The organism is Bacteroides sp. NSJ-48 (genome assembly GCF_014287405.1).
Classification (GTDB): domain Bacteria; phylum Bacteroidota; class Bacteroidia; order Bacteroidales; family Bacteroidaceae; genus Bacteroides; species Bacteroides stercoris.
In genome coordinates, this window is the sequence record NZ_JACOOD010000017.1 from 71617 (window position 1) to 90818 (window position 19202).

The following is a 19202-nucleotide window of genomic DNA, read 5'->3' on the forward strand; positions in this document are numbered from 1 at the left end:
ATTCTAAGGTATTATGTCAAAATTGAGATTCAGAGTAGTAGAGACGGCGTTCAAGAAGAAACCCGTTGCAGTGGCAGTCCCGGCGGAACGTCCGTCGGAATACTTCGCCAAGTATGTATTCAACAAGGAAAAGATGTTCAGGTATCTGCCGAGCAAGGTATATGCCAAACTGATTGATGTAATTGACAACGGTGCGCCGCTGGACCGCAGTATTGCTGATGAAGTGGCGGCGGGAATGAAGAAATGGGCGCTTGAGATGGGAGCCACCCACTACACGCACTGGTTTCATCCGCTCACCGAAGGCACTGCCGAAAAACACGACGCTTTTGTGGAACACGACGGCAAGGGCGGCATGATGGAAGAATTCACAGGCAAGTTGCTTGTGCAGCAGGAACCGGACGCATCCAGCTTCCCCAACGGCGGTATCCGCAACACGTTCGAGGCACGCGGATATTCAGCATGGGACCCCTCTTCTCCCGCGTTCATAGTAGATGATACGCTCTGCATTCCTACCATCTTCATTGCCTACACGGGTGAATCTCTTGACTACAAAGCGCCGTTACTCAAAGCACTGCGTGCAGTGGACAAGGCAGCGGTAGACGTATGCCGCTACTTCAACCCGGACGTAAAGAAAGTAGTGGCGTACTTGGGCTGGGAACAGGAATACTTCCTGATTGACGAAGGCCTTTACGCCGCCCGCCCCGACCTGTTGATGACCGGCCGCACACTGACCGGACACGATAGTGCCAAGAACCAACAACTCGAAGACCACTACTTCGGCGCCATCCCTCCGCGTGTGGCAGCCTTTATGAAGGAGTTGGAAATCGAAGCGTTGAAACTCGGAATCCCTGTCAAGACCCGCCACAACGAGGTAGCTCCCAACCAATTCGAGTTGGCTCCTATCTTCGAGGAATGTAACCTTGCAGTAGACCACAATATGCTCATCATGGCTCTGATGCGCAAGGTGGCACGTAATCACGGCTTCCGAGTACTGTTGCACGAAAAGCCATTCAAGGGTGTCAACGGCAGCGGCAAGCACAACAACTGGTCGTTGGGTACGGACACGGGCATCCTGCTCCATGCCCCCGGCAAACTGCCCGAAGACAACCTACGCTTCATCACCTTCGTAGTAAATACCTTAATGGCAGTCTACAAACATAACGGATTACTGAAAGCCAGCATCTCCAGCGCCACAAACGCCCACCGACTGGGAGCGAATGAAGCGCCTCCTGCAATCATATCCAGCTTCCTCGGCAAGCAGTTGAGTCAGGTTCTGGAACATATTGAGGAAAGCACTAAGGATAACCTCATCAGCCTCAGCGGCAAACAGGGCATGAAGCTGGACATTCCGCAGATACCCGAGCTAATGATAGACAACACCGACCGTAACCGTACCAGCCCGTTTGCCTTTACGGGCAACCGCTTCGAGTTTCGTGCCGTAGGTTCGGAAGCCAACTGTGCCAGCGCCATGATTGCCCTGAACTCCGCTCTTGCCGAGCAACTGGTAGAATTCAAGAAGGATGTAGACAAACTTATCGGGAAGGGTGAACCGAAGATTTCGGCTATCCTCGACGTTATCCGCAAATACATCAGGATATGCAAGCCCATTCACTTCGACGGTAACGGCTACAGCGACGAATGGAAAGCCGAGGCCAAAAAACGCGGTCTGGACTGCGAAACCAGTGTACCCCTCATCTTCGACAACTATCTGAAGCCCGAAAGCATCCGTATGTTCGAGTCTGTAGGCGTAATGACGCAAAAGGAACTGGAAGCCCGCAACGAAGTGAAGTGGGAGACCTATACCAAGAAAATTCAGATTGAAGCCCGCGTGCTCGGTGACTTGGCGATGAATCACATCATTCCCGTAGCCACTCAATATCAGACGGATTTGATAGACAATGTCTACAAAATGAAAGACCTCTTCCCGGTAGAGAAAGCTGCAAAACTGTCTGCCAAGAATTTGGAACTCATCGAAGAGATTGCCGACCGTACCACCTTCATCAAGGAACATGTAGATACCATGATAGAAGCCCGCAAGGTTGCCAACAAGATTGAATGTGAACGCGACAAAGCCATCGCTTATCACGACAACATCGTACCGATGATGGAAGAAATCCGCTATCACATCGACAAGTTGGAACTCATCGTTGACAACCAGATGTGGACATTACCGAAATACAGGGAACTGTTGTTTATAAGATAAAGAGCTATTTCAGACATACAAACTCTGAAACCGGAAATTATCTATTTCTTTTGTTGGTTGTTTTAAGTTTGCAGGGGAAAGAAGTGCCGTGATGGTAGTTCTTTCCCCTTTTTTATCCGGCAGACAGCAGCCTGAAGAGGAAAACAGATTATCTTTGTCCCCAATTACAAATAAACACATTATGAAAGACCTGCGTACACGCCATACAGCATTGCTGCTGTTTACATTCTTGCTGGCATCGGTATCCTTATCCGCACAGACCGGCTTACAGCAGAAACTAAGTGAGATTTCCGCCATAACGGAAACCCAACCGTTGGAATCTACCGAGTTTTCGGAGAAGTATGTAACCTATTTCACCCAGCCGCTCGACCACCGGCATCCCAAGAAAGGAAGTTTCCGCCAGCGGGTTATCGTGGCGCATGCGGGCTTCGATCGTCCCACGGTCATTATAACCGAAGGATATGGAGCCGCCTACGCGCTCAAGCCCCAATATCGCGAGGAACTTTCCAGGCTCCTCAATGCCAATATGGTATTTGTGGAATACCGCTATTTCCTGGAATCCACTCCCGAACCCAAAGACTGGCGATACCTTACAGCCGAAAGTTCCGCCGATGATTTGCACGCGGTAACAACCGCATTCAAAAACATATATCCCGGAAAATGGATTGCTACCGGTATCAGCAAAGGCGGACAGACCGCCCTGCTCTACCGCACATTCTATCCGGACGATGTGGATGTATCCGTTCCTTACGTGGCTCCCCTCTGCTACGGAACAGAGGACGGCCGTCACGAACCGTTCCTCAAAAAAGTGTCTACGGATGAAGACCGTAAAAGAATTACCGACTTCCAGCTGGAAATCCTGAAACGCAAAGCGGCCTTACTCCCCCTTTTCGAGAAATACTGCACCGAACAAGAGTATAAGTTCCGTGCTCCTATCGAAGAGATATACGACTATTCGGTACTAGAATATTCATTCGCGCTCTGGCAATGGGGTACTCCCGTCGGCAGCATTCCGCTACCCACAGCCACCGACGCAGAACTCATAGCCCACCTGCTGGCCATCAGCGACCCGTCCTATTTCACAACCGACAGTACCAACGCCTCTTTCTTCGTACAGGCCGCACGCGAATTGGGCTATTACGGCTACGACACCCGTCCTTTCAAAAAGTATCTCTCCATCAAGTCCGGCAAAGGCTACCTGCATCGCCTGATGCTTCCCGAGGAACTGAAAGATATGCCTTTTGACAAGACACTCAGTAGGAAGATTAAGGGATTCTTGCAAAAGAACGACCCGAAAATGATATTCATCTACGGTGAAAACGATCCCTGGACGGCTGCCGGAGTTACCTGGCTCAAAGAGAAAAAGAATATTCACGTATTCATTCAGCCGGGCGGCAGCCATCTGGCACGCATCTCCACACTGCCCGAAAAGGAGAAAGAAGAAGTGATGAAGCTGCTAAACGAATGGTTGCGGTAAACGCACCCGTTCTTTCGCAGCATCCTGTTTCTGCCGCATAAGGGAAAAGACACAAACGGAAAAGGGCTGCCTCAGCGATTGAGACAGCCCCTTTTATATCAAACATACCACTCTTACCACTCAAGGAACTTTCCCCTCTCCCTGCGCTTCTGCAACTCCTCTTTCAGGAAGCGCTGACGGTCTTTGGCTATATAACGGCGGGCAAAGATGTTGGGAACGGCTACCCCCAGCGCAATGCAAAGGATAATCAACGAAGCGTTGATACCGTTGGACACAGCCACCGTGACCTCGCCCACCACTCCGTGCATATTAATGAGGGCCACCAGCGCACGGTACATCAACACTCCCGGAATCATCGGAATGACGGAAGGAATGGTAAGCACGTGATTAGGCACATGAAACCAGTGAACTGCCTTCACCGCCACCAGACTCACCACCATGGCTCCCATGAAAGAACCGATGACCGGACCGAGCCCCAACTCGAAGTTGACGAAATTACGCGTACACACGGCAAGGATTCCCCCTACCGCAACCACCCACAACAGACGGCGCTGGATATTGAATATCATGGAGAAGCCCATCGCGGATATGGCCGCCGCAATGGCGTATATATAATAAGGATCGTGCGGAACCATGCTCAGTTCGCTGAACTTCTTGTCAATCACCACATCTTCCATAGCCAGCAGGCGCATGGCCATCACAATGCCGAACGCCATGGCACACACCATGAGCACCGTATTGACGGCACGCACGATGCCCACCTGTATATAGTTGTCAATCATGTCGTCCACAAAGTTTATAATGGGAACTCCCGGCACAATGAACAGTGCGCACGCCAGCAGCGGATGGTAAGGCGTGCCCGAAAACCCTGTAAAGGTGGTGATATAAGCCAGACATGTGGACACCAGCGCCGCAATGGTGATGCTCATATACAGATTGATACCGAACTCTATGCAACGCGCACGGACACGGAAACCTGCAAAAGCGGCGATAGAGGCAAACAGAAAGGCAACCCAGTCGCTGCCGAACAGCTTGCAGAAGCCACCACAGGCAAAACCCGCACCGATGGCAACGAGATAGGGGGTGTAGTTCCGCTTCTTGTTTTTTATCTTCTCCAGCTCTTCCTCGTAGCGGTCGAGCGAATAGTCTTCCTCAATGGCACGCCAGGACAGCTTGCTGATTTCGGATATGGCCGTCATGTTGATACCATGTTTCTCGCACTTCTGAAATTTGGAATAAGAGTGCGATTCGTCACTCAGGTTCACCACCAGCATTGTATAAGTCACGTCGATGTGAAGATTTTCCTCAGGTAGTCCCAAATAAGCCGCCACACGATTCATATTGCGTACAATGCGATTGGTATCGGCAGCACTCTCCACTAATATTTTCCCCGTACGAAGCAATAAATCAAGCTTCCTGCGCAAGATAATCTCTTGCTCGACCATTGTTTTATCCATCAAACTTTCCACTAACTAATATCTGATTTTTACCTATTTTCAAAAAGGAGTACAAAAGTACATAAAAAGCATGAGTTTCCTACACCGGCATAACAAAGAAATCATTTTTTCTTTAGAGGAAAGAAAGGCAAAATATGGAAAAGAATTTCATATCTCATCGGAAACCGATACCTTTGCACACATTTTCGGACAAAAGAAAACGGGCAGAGCGAATGTTCATCATATCTCCCGGAAACAAAAGCTGACTTATATGGAAACATTTTGGAACACCATCGCACAGTATAATGAAAGCACCTGGTGGGCGCAGATTCTCATTACCGCAGCGGGCATCCTGCTGACTGCATTGCTATACCGCCGTCCCACCGTCTGGGCAAAACGCTCCATGAAAATATATATGGTATTCCTCAACGGCTGGATAGCGCTGGTGTACTACGCAATGTACTGCGACACGCGCAACTATCACTACGTCCTCTCCGCATTCTGGGGAACCGTCGCATTGATTTGGCTGTGGGATTTATTTACCGGTTACACTCCGTTCGAGCGTAACCCCAAGTACCCTATGCTGGCAGGAGTGCTCTATGCGATGCCTTTCCTATACCCGCTCCTTTCGTGGGCGCGCGGCATGGAGTTCCCGATGATGACGACCACAGTAATGCCCTGCTCGGTAGCCGCATTCACCATCGGACTGCTGTTGGCGTTCTCGCGCAAAGTCAATCTGCTCGTCATCCTCTTCCTCTGCCACTGGGCGCTCATCGCCTTCTCCAAAGTGTATGTGTACAAGATTCCCGAAGACCTGCTGCTGGCAAGCGCCACCGTACCTGCCATCTACCTGTTCTTCAAGAATTACATAGCCCAAAACCTGCACAAGGAAACGAAACTGAGCGCACGCCTCATGAACTGGTTCCTGATTCTGATGTGCATCGTTATCGGGGTATTCCTAAGCATCACGCTCTTTCAAGAGGTAGGAAAATAAACGGGCCGACACACGTATTCATCACCGTTTGCCCATATAATAATACCCTATAAAAAACAGACCATCCGTTTACCCGAAACGGATGGTCTGTCTGTATCAAACGGATGATGCGTTTCATACCAACGCACCATCTGTTTTGTTATCTTATCTTAGATGAACCAGCGAACATAGCAGAAGTCCTGACGGTGAGGCAGTTCTGCATTCTTCGGGAACATACGGTAAGCTACCTTGAAGCTGCCTGCGTTCTCCAGCTTATGCGTTGCCTGGAACGTATAGAGGTCGCCCTCTTTCTTCACTACTTCAAACGGCGCTACGGAGTAAACGTGCTGCTTGCCGTCCTGAGCTGTATAAGTAGTTACCAGTTCCAGACCGATAGCATCGTTCAGCCCCTTCTCGTCGATAACGTAGGTAATGGTGTATTCCTTACCGCTTTCGAGAGAGCCTTTCACCAGTTCTTCCGTCTTTTCGCAGGATACGACTTCGATGCTGTCCCACTTGGCCACAACTTCTTCCTTCCATGCTGCGAGTTCCTTGGCTTTGGCATAGTTGTTGGCAGCCAATGCCTTGAAGCGTTTTGCTTCCTTGGTGTAGAACTTGCTATAGTAATCGTCCAACTGACGCTTCATTGTGTAGTGAGGCGCAATCTGCGCGATGGAATTCTTGATAGTTCTGATCCAGCCTTCGGAATATCCCTTCTTGTTGCGTGCATAGTACAACGGCAGGATTTCCTGTTCGAGGATGCTGTAAATGGTAGCGGCATCCAACTGGTCTTGGTATTCCTGATTCTGGTAAGTACGCTTTTCGGTCAACGCCCAGCCTGCACCTTCACGATAGCCTTCCAGCCACCATCCGTCGAGCACGGAGAAGTTTACCACACCGTTCATCAACGCTTTCTCACCGGAAGTACCGGATGCTTCGAGCGGACGTGTCGGAGTGTTCAGCCAGATATCCACACCCGATACAAGACGGCGTGCCAACTGCATGTCGTAGTTCTCGAGGAAGATAATCTTACCCAGGAATTCGGGACGGCGGGAGATTTCGATGATTCTCTTAATCAATCCCTGGCCTGCACCGTCGTGCGGATGGGCCTTACCCGTAAAGAGGAACTGTACCGGATAGTCGGGGTTGTTCACAATCTTGGACAGACGGTCCAGGTCGGTGAACAGCAGGTGTGCACGCTTGTAAGTGGCGAAACGGCGTCCGAAACCTATCAGCAGTGCATTCGGGTTAATCTTGTCCAGCAGAGACACAACACGTGAGGGGTCTCCCTGGTTGTTCAGCCATGTCTTGCGGTATTCCTTGCGGACGTAGTCAATCAGTTTGTTCTTCATGGCCATGCGCGTCTTCCAGATCTCTTCGTCGGGTACGCTGTAGATTGCTTCCCAAATCTTAGGATTGGACTGGTCGTACCAGAAGTTTTCATCGAAGTGCTTGGCATAGAGCTGCTTCCACTCCGTTGCGCTCCATGTGGGGAAGTGCACACCATTGGTGACGTAGCCCACGTGCATTTCTTCCGGGAAGTAACCTTTCCAGATGGGAGCAAACATCTCCTGGGAAACCTTTCCGTGCAACCAGCTTACACCGTTCACTTCCTGAGAAGTGTTGCAGGCGAATACGGACATGCAGAAACGTTCGCCCTTGTCGCCGGGGTTGTTGCGGCCGAGGTCCATGAGGTCATCCCAAGTGATACCCATACGGGCAGGATAACCGCCCATGTACTTGCCGAAGAGGCCTTCGTCGAAGTAGTCGTGGCCGGCAGGAACCGGAGTATGTACGGTGTACAGAGAAGAGGCGCGTACCAGCTCGATGGCCTGGTCGTAGGTCAGACCTTCGGCTACGTAGTCGCAGATGCGCTGTACGTTAATCAACGCTGCGTGGCCTTCGTTGCAGTGATATACGTCTTTCTTGATACCCAGCTTCTTCAAGGTAAGGATACCACCGATACCGAGCAGGATTTCCTGCTTCAAACGGTTCTCCCAATCGCCGCCATAAAGCTGGTGAGTGATGGAACGGTCGAACTCGCTGTTCATCTCGTTGTCCGTATCGAGCAGATAAAGGGAGATACGGCCTACGTTCACTCTCCAAAGATAAGCATGTACGTAGTAATCCAGGTAAGGAACATCGACTACAACCTGCTTTCCGTTTTCGTCCAATACGCGGTCGAGAGGCAACTGGCCGAAGTTCTGGGCTTCGTAGTTGGCAATCTGCTGTCCGTCCATAGACAAAGTTTGGGTGAAATAACCGTAACGGTACAGGAAACCTACGGCACACAGGTCTACATTGCTGTCGGAAGCCTCTTTCAAATAGTCGCCGGCAAGTACGCCCAGACCACCGGAATATATCTTAAGTACATGATTCAAACCGTATTCCATACTGAAATATGCAACGGAAGGACGATTGCTGTCGGGTTTTACATCCATGTAATTGCGGAACTTGGAATATACATCTTCCATTCTGCGCAAAATAACCTTATCTTTAGCAAGCGCCTCAAGCTTGGCATAGCTCATACGTTCCAACAGCAGAACAGGGTTCTGTCCTACTTCTTTCCAAAGAGCAGGGTCAAGGTCTCTAAACAGTTCGGTGGCTTCAAAGTTCCATGACCACCAAATGTTACGTGCAAGTTCGGATAACTTCTCCAATTCAGCGGGGATGTGCGATTTCACGTTCACATCCTTCCAGTTCGGAGTGTTTACATTACTGACTTTAATATTCATTGTATGATTACTTGATTAATTAATATGATTTTTTTCATTGTCCCAACTGACGCTTCATCGCATTACGCAACGCAACGTCGTAGGCTTCGTTATAGTATTGTATGAAATGTTTCCACAAGGCTTGTTCCGCCACCTGAGCGGCACGCTTACGAATCTCTTTGATTTCCGCATTGGTCTTTGTAGAGAACAAGGCTATGGTGTCCTTGATGCCGTCCGCCACTTCGGAATAGTTATAGTCCGAACGGTGCAGCACCTCGACTCCATCATTGATGCCGTGCTGGTTCTTCAGGCTGTTTACCCAAAGTCCGAAGCCGGCAAGGTCGGTCGTAATGGTGGGCACGCGGAAAGCCACGCTCTCCAGCGGGGTATATCCCCACGGCTCATAGTAAGAGGGATAAACGCTGAGGTCCTCTCCCAGTATCAGGTCGTAATAATGCTTGTTGAGAATGCCGTCCTTACCGTCCAGATAGCAGGGAACGAAGATTACCTTCACCTTGTCTTCGGGACGGTTGCCCATACCGAGGTACTTCAGCATGTCCAGCACCTGGTCGTGCGTCATGTTGTGCAGCCAGTGCGTGATGAAAGGTACTTCCAAAGGAGTGGTATAACGCTCGTCTTTCTTTTTCAGACGCTGCTGCAGGTCTTCGCGGGGGTCACCCACCCAACCGGGTACGTTGACGAAAGCCAGCACTTTCTTATTCAGATTCTTATCGCGGTTCAAACGGTTCAATGATTCCAGAAACACATCGATGCCTTTGTTCTTGAACTCGTAACGGCCGCTGGTTCCGATGATAAGTGTATCCTCATCAAACTCCTGCCCCAACAGGCAGTTTGCCACACGCAACATGGTGGAACGCGCCCGCTTGCGCTTACCGGTAAATGTGGAGCCTTTCGGAACGAAATCGTCTTCGAAACCGTTCATCAGGATTACGTCGGCAGGCTTGTCAAGCAGTTCCTTGCACTCGTTGTTGGTAATTTCGCTTACGGTAGTGAAACAGTCTACGTAATGGGCGGTCTGCTTTTCGATGGAATGCTTGGACTCCATATTCAGCTCCTGCGCCATTTGGTCGCCGTTGTAGGCAAAAAGATAATCGTATAGCGGTTTGTTGTTACCCGCAATAGAACGGCCTATCGAAGTGGCATGGGTGGTGAATATCGTAGCGATTTCGGGAACGGCAGTCTGCAAGTAAAGCGCAGCCATACCGGTCATCCATTCATGTGCCTGAAATACAACCTTGTCCGTTTCCGTCAGGTTATACCGGTAGAAACTCTCCACCACCTTTCCGGTGGCGTATGCAAACATCGAGGCTTCATCGTAGTCACCGTATGCGTGCAGTGAATCCACCTGATAGTGTTCCCACATCTCCGCATAAATTTCATTCTTTTGTGCAAAGAAAGGTTGGAAGTCAACCAATATGACAATAGGTTCGCCCGGAATGTTCCAGCGGCCTACGCGGACAGAGAGGTTGTCTTTTTCAATAGCATATTTCTTCCATGCGGCACAAAGGTTATCGGACTCGATAAATAAAGGGTTCTCTTTACCTTGCCAGAAGTCCGGGCCTACAAAAAATACTTTATCGCGGAATTTTGTCTGCAAAGTGTTCGCTCTGGTAGACAAAACTGTATAGATACCGCCTACTTTATTACATACTTCCCAGCTCGCTTCGAAGATGTAATCGGGGGTAAGTAGCTCTTTAACCATATATGTTATAATCTCTTTATCGTAATTGTGGCTGCAAAAGTACGCATTATTCTTTGAAAAATAGCCTTTTAATCGAAAAAACTGATTAAATGTGCATAAACAATCGTTTGCATAAATACTACCGGCAAACGCTAAAAGCCCACCAATACAGAGAAGAGCGAAGATTACCGATGAAAAGAGAAAAAACAGAAGTTTGTACGAAATAGAAGGAAAAGACAGAGAAGAAGATATGAAAAAGAGGGTATATCAAAACTTAAATTCGCTTGCTGTTTGTTTCTTTTTAGGCACGGATTACACGGAAAACACAGATTTTCTTTGTTCTTTTTCCGTATAATTCCGTGACTAAAAAGAAATCAGCAAGTATGTTTTGACACCCTCTTCTTTTATTTCAACTGCTATTTGTGCAGTCGGTAATTGCTGTTTATGCGGTCAGCGCACTGCCAATCAAGAAAGTGGCAGCCAAAGCTACAATCGCATAAAGTTCGGGGAATACGGCAAGAATCAGCGTGTTGCTGAATACGTCGTGTCCCTGACCGATAGCGGCGATACCGTTGGCGCAAACCTGTCCCTGACGGATAGCGGAGAACAAGGCAACCAATCCCAAAGCAATACCTGCACCCAGAATGGCAGCAGCCTGAATGGCAGTCATGCCCGGAGTAAGGATGCCGAAAATAGTCTGGAACATAAAGTAGCCTGCAAAACCGTACAAGCCCTGAGTACCGGGAAGAGCGGTCAGCACAAGAAAGTTACCGAAAGCACCGTCGTTCTTCTTCAGCGCACCGATAGCCGCATTACCGGCAATTGTCACACCATAGGCACTACCGATACCCGACAAACCAATCATCACTGCAATGCCAATATAGGCAATCAATAAATTCATTTCCATAATCTTATTCGTTTTTTATTGTTTATATTTTATTTGTTTCTCTTGTTTGTTTCTCTTAAAGATTTCTTTTGAAGAATTCTCCTGAAGACTCTCGGAGAAAAGACTACGCTATCTCCGCGCAGCTCCTGTCTTCCTCTTTTGTCAATCTTTTATTCTCTATTTCTCAATTTAAATTTTCAACTCTCAATTCTTAAACGGCTTGTATTCCTTGCCTCCGCCTTCGTATCCGGAGTTCTTGAAGAATTCCACAAAGGTCAGACGCATGGGGTGAACCATTGCACCGAGCACGTTCATAAAGATATTGATGGCATGGCCGATAACGAATATCAGTACCATTACGATGGGACCTGCAATAACATTGTCAGGACTCATGCCCACCGCCAAGCTGTTGAACACCCCTGCAAGGATACCACCCGACAGTCCGAGGGCAAACAGACGTACATACGACAGCACATCGCCCAGCAATCCGGTAGCCATATTGTAGGAATCCCAAAGCCCAAGCCCGATATTGAGGAATATATTCTTTCCCGGACTGTTGTAGAGGAATATCATGGCTGCCGCCACACCGAGGATGCACAGATGCACCGTACCGCCCAATGGCATGACTTCCGGCAGCAAGGCTCCTACTCCGCAGGAAACCAGCAATATAATCCAGCCAATCGTAGCCACGGCATACTTGAATCCGAACTGAATACCCTGGTTCACCGCTTTCAGCACCATACCGAACAATATCTGCACCACACCGAGTATCAACGACAACTGGAACATATCGTTATTGTCCATGAACAAGGCCGCTTTCATCTTTTGGAAGAAAGGCAGGTCGATATCGTAAAGGTTCGCCCCGAAGAACGTACCGGTCAGCAATCCGCAGAAGAAAGTGGATGCCGCCAATACCTGCACCAATGAGAGGACAGGTTTCATCGCAGCGCTGATATTCTTGGCAAACAGACGGTACAGGGTTGCTCCAAGAAACAGGAACAGCCCATAACCGGAGTCTCCCAGACACAAGCCGAAGAACACCATAAAGAAAGGTGCAAAGAACGGCGTCAGATCCAGCTCGTTATACTTGGGCAGCATATAGAGCTTGCATATAGGCTCGAACCAGGCAAAGAAACCTTTGTTGTTCAACTGTATAGGCACGTTGTCGCCCGGTACGGGAGAGGTTACCTCGTAGTACACGTGCTGCGCATCGAGCCATTCGGAGATTTCTCCGACTCTGGATGCCGGCGCCCAGCCTTGCAGCAGCATCAGCTTCTCTCCTGCCGTAGCTTCCGTATTCAGCATTACTTTGGAGAATTCTATGTCGGTGTTCACCTCTTTCAAGGCAGCACGCAACGAAGGGATTTCTCTCTCGGCAAGCACTTTCATTTTTTCCTCGTTATCCGCCAGAGCCTGTTCCGTCTCGTTACAAAGCACTTGTACGCGCTCCAATGAGTAAGGCGGCAGCTTGGCCTGCTCCGCATCCAAATCCGTTTCTTCCGAACTACCGGTTACGGTAACGAAATAGACGCGAGAGGCCTGACGGCTGATAACCATCGCATTATAGGCATCTTCCCAGGTTGCGTCGTAATTGCCTTCCGAGCAACTGTAAAAGCCTACTGCCAGTCCGGCATCGTGCAGACGCGACAGGCTTGCGGGTTCAAAGTTACCCCATGGCTCCAGCGCAGCTTTTTCCTTCTGATAGGTCTGCAACTGCTGTTGCAACTTATTCTTTTCGGCTTGCAACTCGTCCACTTCGTTCAGCACTTCCAGTCCGCGGGCTGCCGAGGCGGGTGTTTCCTCCACCGCCGGTCTGGCGGGCTTAAACGCCTGCAACAGCTTTTCCGTAGCCTGCAGGCGGGCAGACAGACGGATACTGTCCTGTAACTCCGTATTGTCGGCAACGCCTTGCTGCTTTTCGGCCACATGCACCACACCGAGGTCGCGCACACCGTTCAGGAATGCTTCGTACTCCTTATAATATACAAGGAACGTGAGCTTCTTCATTTTCGTAATCATGCTTCTGCCTCCTTCCTTTTCTCTTGGTGGGACTTCATGATTTTCTGCGACGACTTGGAGAGGTTCTCCTCATCTTCCATAAACCGCTTGATTTTGCGCAGTGCATCCTGATAGCCCGGAATCTGTACTTTCTCAAAAAGATTCACCTTTTGGGTGGTCTTTTTACGCGCATGTTCCAGCAAGTTCAGCTTGGCCACGGTAAATTCCCGTTCAATGGCCGTGTGTGCCAGTTCCTTGAGCAGATGCAACCCGTCTGCATACCATTTGGGCGCATTGAACAAGCTGTAAGGGCGTATCTCGAAATCTACATTCTCGAGCAACGGCACTCTTACGCCGGCAATCTTCTTCACACCGAGATGAACATCGCTGACCTTTATCAATGAGGCGTCAAACTCATTCCAAAGGGCGAACATGGCTTCATAAGCTTGGATTTCCTTTTCCAACCTCGCGTCCAGCGCGGCAGCATCGGCTTTGCAGCGCTTCACTTCCATACGCAGGGCGCTCTCCTTGTTCTTAATGATGGGGAGCGTGCGCACACGTACTTTCAGTTGCTTTTCCAACTGCTGGAGCGACGTTTTATTATATTGAAACTTAATAGCCACTTCGTTAGTGATTAATGGTTAATTATAAGTGATTAGTTTTCTGCTTTGGGCCAGAATTCGTCCACAAGTTCTTTCTTGATGTTCACCTCTTCCGGACGGAAATACTTGCCGAACAAGCTCCAGGCTACGTCGAGCATCTCCGTGGTGTCGAGGTTTACGTCGATAGCCAGCAACTGGTTGGAGTAATCCTTGGCAAAGGCAAGCGTACGCTCGTCGTAGTTCGTCAGGTCGAAACCGTTCTCCAGCTTCGTCTTGGCATTGGCGGCATCGGCATACAGACGTACAGCGGCATTCATCACCTGCGGATGGTCCTTACGGGTCTTCTTACCGGTAACGAGCTGTTTCAGACGGGACAATGAACGGAACGGGTCGACGATAACCTTACCGATGTCACTGTCACGGCGAAGGAACAACTGTCCCTCGGTGATATACCCCGTATTATCGGGCACAGCGTGCGTAATATCGCCGCCGGACAAAGTAGTCACGGCGATAATCGTAATAGAACCGCCGCTGGGGAACTGCACCGCCTTCTCGTAAATCTTCGCCAAATCCGAATAAAGCGAACCCGGCATGGAGTCTTTGGACGGAATCTGGTCCATACGGTTGGACACGATAGCCAGCGCATCGGCATAGGACGTCATGTCTGTAAGCAATACCAATACCTTTTCATTGTTGTTCACCGCGAAGTATTCGGCGGCGGTCAGCGCCATATCCGGAATCAGCAGACGTTCCACGGGGGGATTCTCGGTAGTATTCATAAAGCTGACGATACGGTCGAGCGCACCGGCATTGGAGAATACATTCTTGAAGTACAGGTAGTCGTCGTTCGTCATACCCATACCGCCGAGGATAATCTTATCAGTTTCCGCACGCAGGGCTACGCTGGCCATCACCTGGTTGAAAGGCTGGTCGGGGTCTGCGAAGAACGGAATCTTCTGTCCGGACACCAACGTATTGTTCAGGTCGATACCTGCGATACCGGTTGCAATCAGTTCGGACGGTTGCTTACGGCGTACCGGGTTCACGGACGGACCGCCGATTTCCACTTCTTGACCTTCGATGGACGGACCGCCGTCGATAGGATCGCCGAAAGCGTTGAAGAAACGTCCGGCAAGCTGGTCGCTCACTTTAATGGTAGGAGCCTTGCCCAGAAACACCACCTCTGCATTGGTGGGGATACCTTCAGTACCCTCAAAAACCTGCAAAGTCACATCGTCACCGGCAATCTTCACCACCTGGGCCAGCTTGCCGTTTACGGTTGCCAACTCATCATACCCTACCCCCGTAGCTTTCAGCGAGCACGTGGCTTTCGTAATCTGAGTAATCTTAGTATATATTTTTTGAAATGCTTTTGTTGCCATCTTATTATTTATGCTTTACGTTCTTCAATCAATTCCTGCAACTGTTTGTAGAAATTGTCATACTCTTCCGATTTGAATTTCGAGTAGTTCATCTGCTTGCAAATGTTAATCATTTTCTTGAAGTAATCCATTACCTCGTTGAAGTTGTCGAACTCAAATTCCGTATGGCAGATGTCGATAACCATGTTCAGGATTTCTTCCTGACGTTCCATGGGTGTTACGGCGTCAATCTCGTCGAAAGCATCCTGTTGCAGGATAACGAAGTCAATCAGTTCCGATTTCCAGAAGGTTACGTGATATTCCACGGGTACACCGTCATCACCGAGAATGTTGATTTGCTCCGCAATTTCCTTACCGCGTTGCAGACGGGTCTTGACTTCGTTTACCTTGCCAATCCATTCGCCGTTGATACGCTTGGTTATATAATCCTCGAATTCAGGATACTCAATATATTTGGAATACGAGTCGATGGGATTTACGGCAGGATAACGCTTCTTATCCGCACGGTCTTGTTCGAGGGCGTAGAAGCAACGGGCCACCTTCTTGGTATTTTCGGTTACGGGTTCTTTCAAGTTACCGCCGGCAGGCGATACAGTACCGATGAAGGTAATGGAACCCGTCTCGCCGTTGTTCAGCTTCACGTATCCGGCACGGCCGTAGAAGTTGGAAATAATAGAAGACAAGTCCATCGGGAACGCATCCGGACCGGGCAACTCTTCCATACGGTTGGACATTTCGCGCAATGCCTGTGCCCAACGGGAAGTGGAGTCGGCCATCAGCAACACCTTCAATCCCATGCTGCGATAGTATTCCGCAATGGTCATGGCCGTGTACACAGATGCTTCACGGGCTGCCACCGGCATATTGGACGTATTGGCGATGATAATGGTACGCTCCATCAGCTTACGACCTGTATGCGGGTCGACCAGTTCGGGGAATTCCGTAAAGATTTCCACAACCTCGTTGGCGCGTTCACCGCAGGCGGCGATGATTACAATATCGGCTTCCGCCTGTTTGGAGATGGCGTGCTGGAGCACTGTCTTACCCGTACCGAACGGGCCGGGGATAAATCCCGTACCACCCTCTACAATCGGATTGACGGTATCGATTACGCGCACACCCGTTTCCAACAATTTGAAAGGACGCGGCTTCTCTTTATAGTTCGTCATGGCGCGCTTCACGGGCCATTTCTGAATCATATTCACTTTTACATCGTTACCTTCCTCGTCGGTCAGGACGGCAATGGTATCCTCAATGCCGTAATCGCCTTCCTTTACGATGGACTTCACGGTACATACACCTTTCTGCCCGAAAGGAACCATGATTTTCAACGGCTGGAAGTTTTCATCCACCTGCCCCAGCCATGCAGCGGCTTCCACTTGGTCGCCTGCCTTTGCCAAAGGCACAAAATGCCATTTGCTTTCCTTATCCAACGGATACGTATATTGTCCGCGCTTCAGGAAAACGCCATCCATTTTATCGAGGTCGTTTTGCAGACCGTCATAGTTTTTAGAAAGCATACCGGGACCCAATGTCACTTCGAGCATGTGTCCGGTAAACTCAGCTTCGGCTCCCACCTTCAGTCCACGGGTGCTTTCAAACACCTGTACATAGACCTGAGTGCCTACCACTTTAATAACCTCCGCCATCAATCGGTCTCCGCCGGTCGAGATATAACAAATCTCGTTCTGTGCCACGGGGCCGTCAACTACGAGGGTCACCATATTGGCTATTACGCCACTAACAGTTCCTTTTGTTGCCATATAATTATGTAATTTATTTTATCTGAATTCTGCGGGTATCCGTACTTCATCCTTCAACGCAGCAATTATGCTGCGGAACAGTTGGCTACCCTTTTCTTTATCTAACGAAATCCAACGTTCTATCATTTCGAGTTGTAACAGGAACACGAACAGACGTTCCACTGTGAAATAGTCGAAGAAAGTAGTCTCTTCCATCCAGTTCCACCGCAACCGGTCTATCTTTTTCTCCCGCTCCACCAGTTCTTCCGTCTCGCTGATTTTCACCAGTTGTTCCAGCCATTCCACTTCACCGCCCAGTCCGAAGTCCCTGGCCCCGGATGTGCGCAAAGCCTCACAAACTTCCGTATCTCCCACTATCAGAGGAGCCACGTCCATTTTAAACTTTCGCGCCGTCAGTGCAACCAGCACATTGTTAATCACAAGATTAAAACCGAACCAGGCAGATACAAACTTGTTTTTGCACTTCATGGCATAGGCATAATAAAGCGCAGCCAAACGGTCTTCATGCAAGAAGCCATCTTCTGCGGACAAGTTGACATATTCGGAGATAAAGACAGAAAGGTAAGAGGGAAACACGCGATCCGATACCTCGCCGCCTTCTTTCAGCAACGAGATATACTCGGTCAGTTCTTCCGCCGAGTAGTTTCCCCGCGGATCAATCGCAGCGTCCTTGTCTTTCAATAATTTCAAGACATTCGCATTGTCGAACTGAAGATAAAACAAGTCTATCAGCCTTTTATCATCCTCAGACAAAGCCGGATACAATTCCGTCCTGAAATCAGCTACCGTATAGCTCAGTTTGCTATCCTCTAAAGTGAGTTCCGGCAAACCGGCTACCAAGTAATAGTATTTACTCATAATCCTGTGGGGAATTAAAACAGCATTTCCACTAATTGCGGACGCAGGAATTCTTTGAAATAGTTCATAAATTCCTCTTCGCCGAAGTTCACTTTGTAAGAGCCGTCGGCCGGTGAAACAGAGAAGAGTGTCTTGTTTCCATTCACCTGCTCAATCTTCACGCCCTTATCCAATAATTCTTTTGCCTGAGCGGTGAAATACTTTTTCAAGCCTTCCGCATCCGATGTGGAAATCACGATAGGTTCGTCCACACTCCATTTGGATGCCAGCGCTACGATGAAAGCGTTAAGGAAATCTTTGTTTGCGGCAAAAGCTTTCACATCGGCGTTTACGATTTTATCCGTTACCAAAGTGGCAATTTCAGATTTCAGGGCGTTCACAGCCTGACCGGCAAACAGTTTCAACTCTGATTTGGTATTCTCCGCCAGCTCATCGGCTGATTTACGAGCAGCAGCCACAATAGAGTCTGCCTCTTTCTGTGCATTCTCTACTATTTTTTGGGCTTCTTCCTGAGCTTTTACGATAAGTTTTTGGGCTTCTTCATTACCTTTTTCCACCCCTTCACGGTAAATCTTATCGGTTAGCTCTTGAATCTTGTTTTCCATATTTTACAGGAGTTATTATATGATTTATTACAATATTAATTGCATGATTTTTTTCAGTCCTTATTAGATTCACGCCAAAATTACGAAAAACCATTTGATATTAAACAAGAAGAATGGAATAAAAGTAACCCATTTTCATAAAAAATATCGTTTTTCACCAGTTTTGTTCCGTAAAGATAACAATAAGATAACAAGGAAAAAAGAAATAAAGAGTAAAACCGGAAAATAGACAGATGAAAGGGGCAAATAAACGGATGCATAGCATTCTTTTAGACGATACGATATAATATCCTAAAAACTAAGAAAGAAAAAACACTTCACAAGTATAAGAATAATCCGCACTAAAAATCTGCTGACCCCAAGAAAACAAGCAAAACAAAGAAAAGAAAAGCAAGCAAAACAAGGCAAGTTAAGGCAAGGCAGACAAAATAGCCCCAAAAACAAGAAAGCCCCTGCATCTTCCGATACAAGGGCTTCTCTCTAAAAAAACGGCGACTACCTACTCTCCCACTGTTACGCAGTACCATCGGCGTGACTGAGCTTAACTTCTCTGTTCGGAATGGGAAGAGGTGGAACCTCAGTGCTATAGTCACCTGAATAAGG

13 protein-coding genes and 1 rRNA gene are annotated in these 19202 nt (G+C 48.8%); 3 read left to right on the top strand and 11 right to left on the bottom strand.

What is annotated here, in order from left to right; translation table 11 throughout:
- The first annotated feature begins 13 nt into the window (after positions 1-13).
- Complete coding sequence (locus H8S52_RS10090; protein WP_005656745.1) at positions 14-2203, top strand: glutamine synthetase III; 2190 nt, start codon at positions 14-16, stop codon at positions 2201-2203.
- Positions 2204-2384: 181 nt separating this feature from the next.
- A complete protein-coding gene (locus tag H8S52_RS10095) occupies positions 2385-3680 on the top strand; it encodes a S28 family serine protease (protein ID WP_016662817.1) in 1296 nt (431 codons plus the stop codon).
- A 113-nt stretch (positions 3681-3793) separates the two neighbouring features.
- On the opposite strand, the gene H8S52_RS10100 is transcribed toward H8S52_RS10095, so the two are convergent.
- Complete coding sequence (locus H8S52_RS10100; protein ID WP_117740585.1) at positions 3794-5137, bottom strand: threonine/serine exporter ThrE family protein; 1344 nt, start codon at positions 5135-5137, stop codon at positions 3794-3796.
- A 250-nt stretch (positions 5138-5387) separates the two neighbouring features.
- Between H8S52_RS10100 and H8S52_RS10105 the strand changes: the two genes are divergently transcribed.
- On the top strand, positions 5388-6110 hold the full coding sequence (locus tag H8S52_RS10105) for a DUF6064 family protein (RefSeq protein ID WP_117985766.1): 723 nt from the start codon (positions 5388-5390) through the stop codon (positions 6108-6110).
- Between the two features lie 149 nt (positions 6111-6259).
- Here H8S52_RS10105 and H8S52_RS10110 read toward each other — a convergent pair whose 3' ends face one another.
- The 10 genes from H8S52_RS10110 to rrf all read right to left on the bottom strand — a co-directional run bounded on the left by H8S52_RS10110 (position 6260) and on the right by rrf (position 19196).
- Positions 6260-8824, bottom strand: a complete 2565-nt coding sequence (locus H8S52_RS10110; RefSeq protein WP_117985763.1) for a glycosyltransferase family 1 protein — start codon at positions 8822-8824, stop codon at positions 6260-6262.
- A 34-nt stretch (positions 8825-8858) separates the two neighbouring features.
- Complete coding sequence (locus tag H8S52_RS10115; protein WP_117985764.1) at positions 8859-10526, bottom strand: glycogen/starch synthase; 1668 nt, start codon at positions 10524-10526, stop codon at positions 8859-8861.
- A 421-nt stretch (positions 10527-10947) separates the two neighbouring features.
- On the bottom strand, positions 10948-11412 hold the full coding sequence (locus H8S52_RS10120; protein WP_005656759.1) for a V-type ATP synthase subunit K: 465 nt from the start codon (positions 11410-11412) through the stop codon (positions 10948-10950).
- A gap of 183 nt (positions 11413-11595) precedes the next feature.
- Positions 11596-13410: a V-type ATP synthase subunit I gene (locus tag H8S52_RS10125; RefSeq protein ID WP_186909736.1), complete on the bottom strand. Its 1815-nt coding sequence runs from the start codon at positions 13408-13410 to the stop codon at positions 11596-11598.
- On the bottom strand, positions 13407-14012 hold the full coding sequence (locus H8S52_RS10130; protein ID WP_005656763.1) for a V-type ATP synthase subunit D: 606 nt from the start codon (positions 14010-14012) through the stop codon (positions 13407-13409). The genes H8S52_RS10125 and H8S52_RS10130 overlap by 4 nt, the downstream gene beginning before the upstream one ends.
- A gap of 32 nt (positions 14013-14044) precedes the next feature.
- Positions 14045-15373 (bottom strand): V-type ATP synthase subunit B, encoded by a 1329-nt coding sequence (locus H8S52_RS10135; protein WP_128129363.1) that lies wholly within the window; start codon positions 15371-15373, stop codon positions 14045-14047.
- An 8-nt stretch (positions 15374-15381) separates the two neighbouring features.
- On the bottom strand, positions 15382-17136 hold the full coding sequence (locus tag H8S52_RS10140; RefSeq protein ID WP_005656768.1) for a V-type ATP synthase subunit A: 1755 nt from the start codon (positions 17134-17136) through the stop codon (positions 15382-15384).
- Between the two features lie 18 nt (positions 17137-17154).
- On the bottom strand, positions 17155-17994 hold the full coding sequence (locus tag H8S52_RS10145; protein WP_022103781.1) for a DUF2764 domain-containing protein: 840 nt from the start codon (positions 17992-17994) through the stop codon (positions 17155-17157).
- 14 nt (positions 17995-18008) lie between these two features.
- A complete protein-coding gene (locus tag H8S52_RS10150) occupies positions 18009-18599 on the bottom strand; it encodes a hypothetical protein (protein WP_005656772.1) in 591 nt (196 codons plus the stop codon).
- Between the two features lie 486 nt (positions 18600-19085).
- Positions 19086-19196: ribosomal RNA gene (gene rrf, locus H8S52_RS10155) — 5S ribosomal RNA — on the bottom strand.
- Between the last annotated feature and the right edge of the window lie 6 nt (positions 19197-19202).

Bases quoted from the DNA above. Each gene is read 5' to 3' on its own strand.
- H8S52_RS10150 (WP_005656772.1), bottom strand. From the start codon at position 18,599: ATGGAAAACAAGATTCAAGAGCTAACCGATAAGATTTACCGTGAAGGG.
- H8S52_RS10120 (WP_005656759.1), bottom strand. From the start codon at position 11,412: ATGGAAATGAATTTATTGATTGCCTATATTGGCATTGCAGTGATGATT.
- H8S52_RS10115 (WP_117985764.1), bottom strand. From the start codon at position 10,526: ATGGTTAAAGAGCTACTTACCCCCGATTACATCTTCGAAGCGAGCTGG.
- H8S52_RS10095 (WP_016662817.1), top strand. From the start codon at position 2,385: ATGAAAGACCTGCGTACACGCCATACAGCATTGCTGCTGTTTACATTC.
- H8S52_RS10110 (WP_117985763.1), bottom strand. From the start codon at position 8,824: ATGAATATTAAAGTCAGTAATGTAAACACTCCGAACTGGAAGGATGTG.
- H8S52_RS10140 (WP_005656768.1), bottom strand. From the start codon at position 17,136: ATGGCAACAAAAGGAACTGTTAGTGGCGTAATAGCCAATATGGTGACC.
- H8S52_RS10125 (WP_186909736.1), bottom strand. From the start codon at position 13,410: ATGATTACGAAAATGAAGAAGCTCACGTTCCTTGTATATTATAAGGAG.
- H8S52_RS10105 (WP_117985766.1), top strand. From the start codon at position 5,388: ATGGAAACATTTTGGAACACCATCGCACAGTATAATGAAAGCACCTGG.
- H8S52_RS10135 (WP_128129363.1), bottom strand. From the start codon at position 15,373: ATGGCAACAAAAGCATTTCAAAAAATATATACTAAGATTACTCAGATT.
- H8S52_RS10090 (WP_005656745.1), top strand. From the start codon at position 14: ATGTCAAAATTGAGATTCAGAGTAGTAGAGACGGCGTTCAAGAAGAAA.
- H8S52_RS10145 (WP_022103781.1), bottom strand. From the start codon at position 17,994: ATGAGTAAATACTATTACTTGGTAGCCGGTTTGCCGGAACTCACTTTA.
- H8S52_RS10100 (WP_117740585.1), bottom strand. From the start codon at position 5,137: ATGGATAAAACAATGGTCGAGCAAGAGATTATCTTGCGCAGGAAGCTT.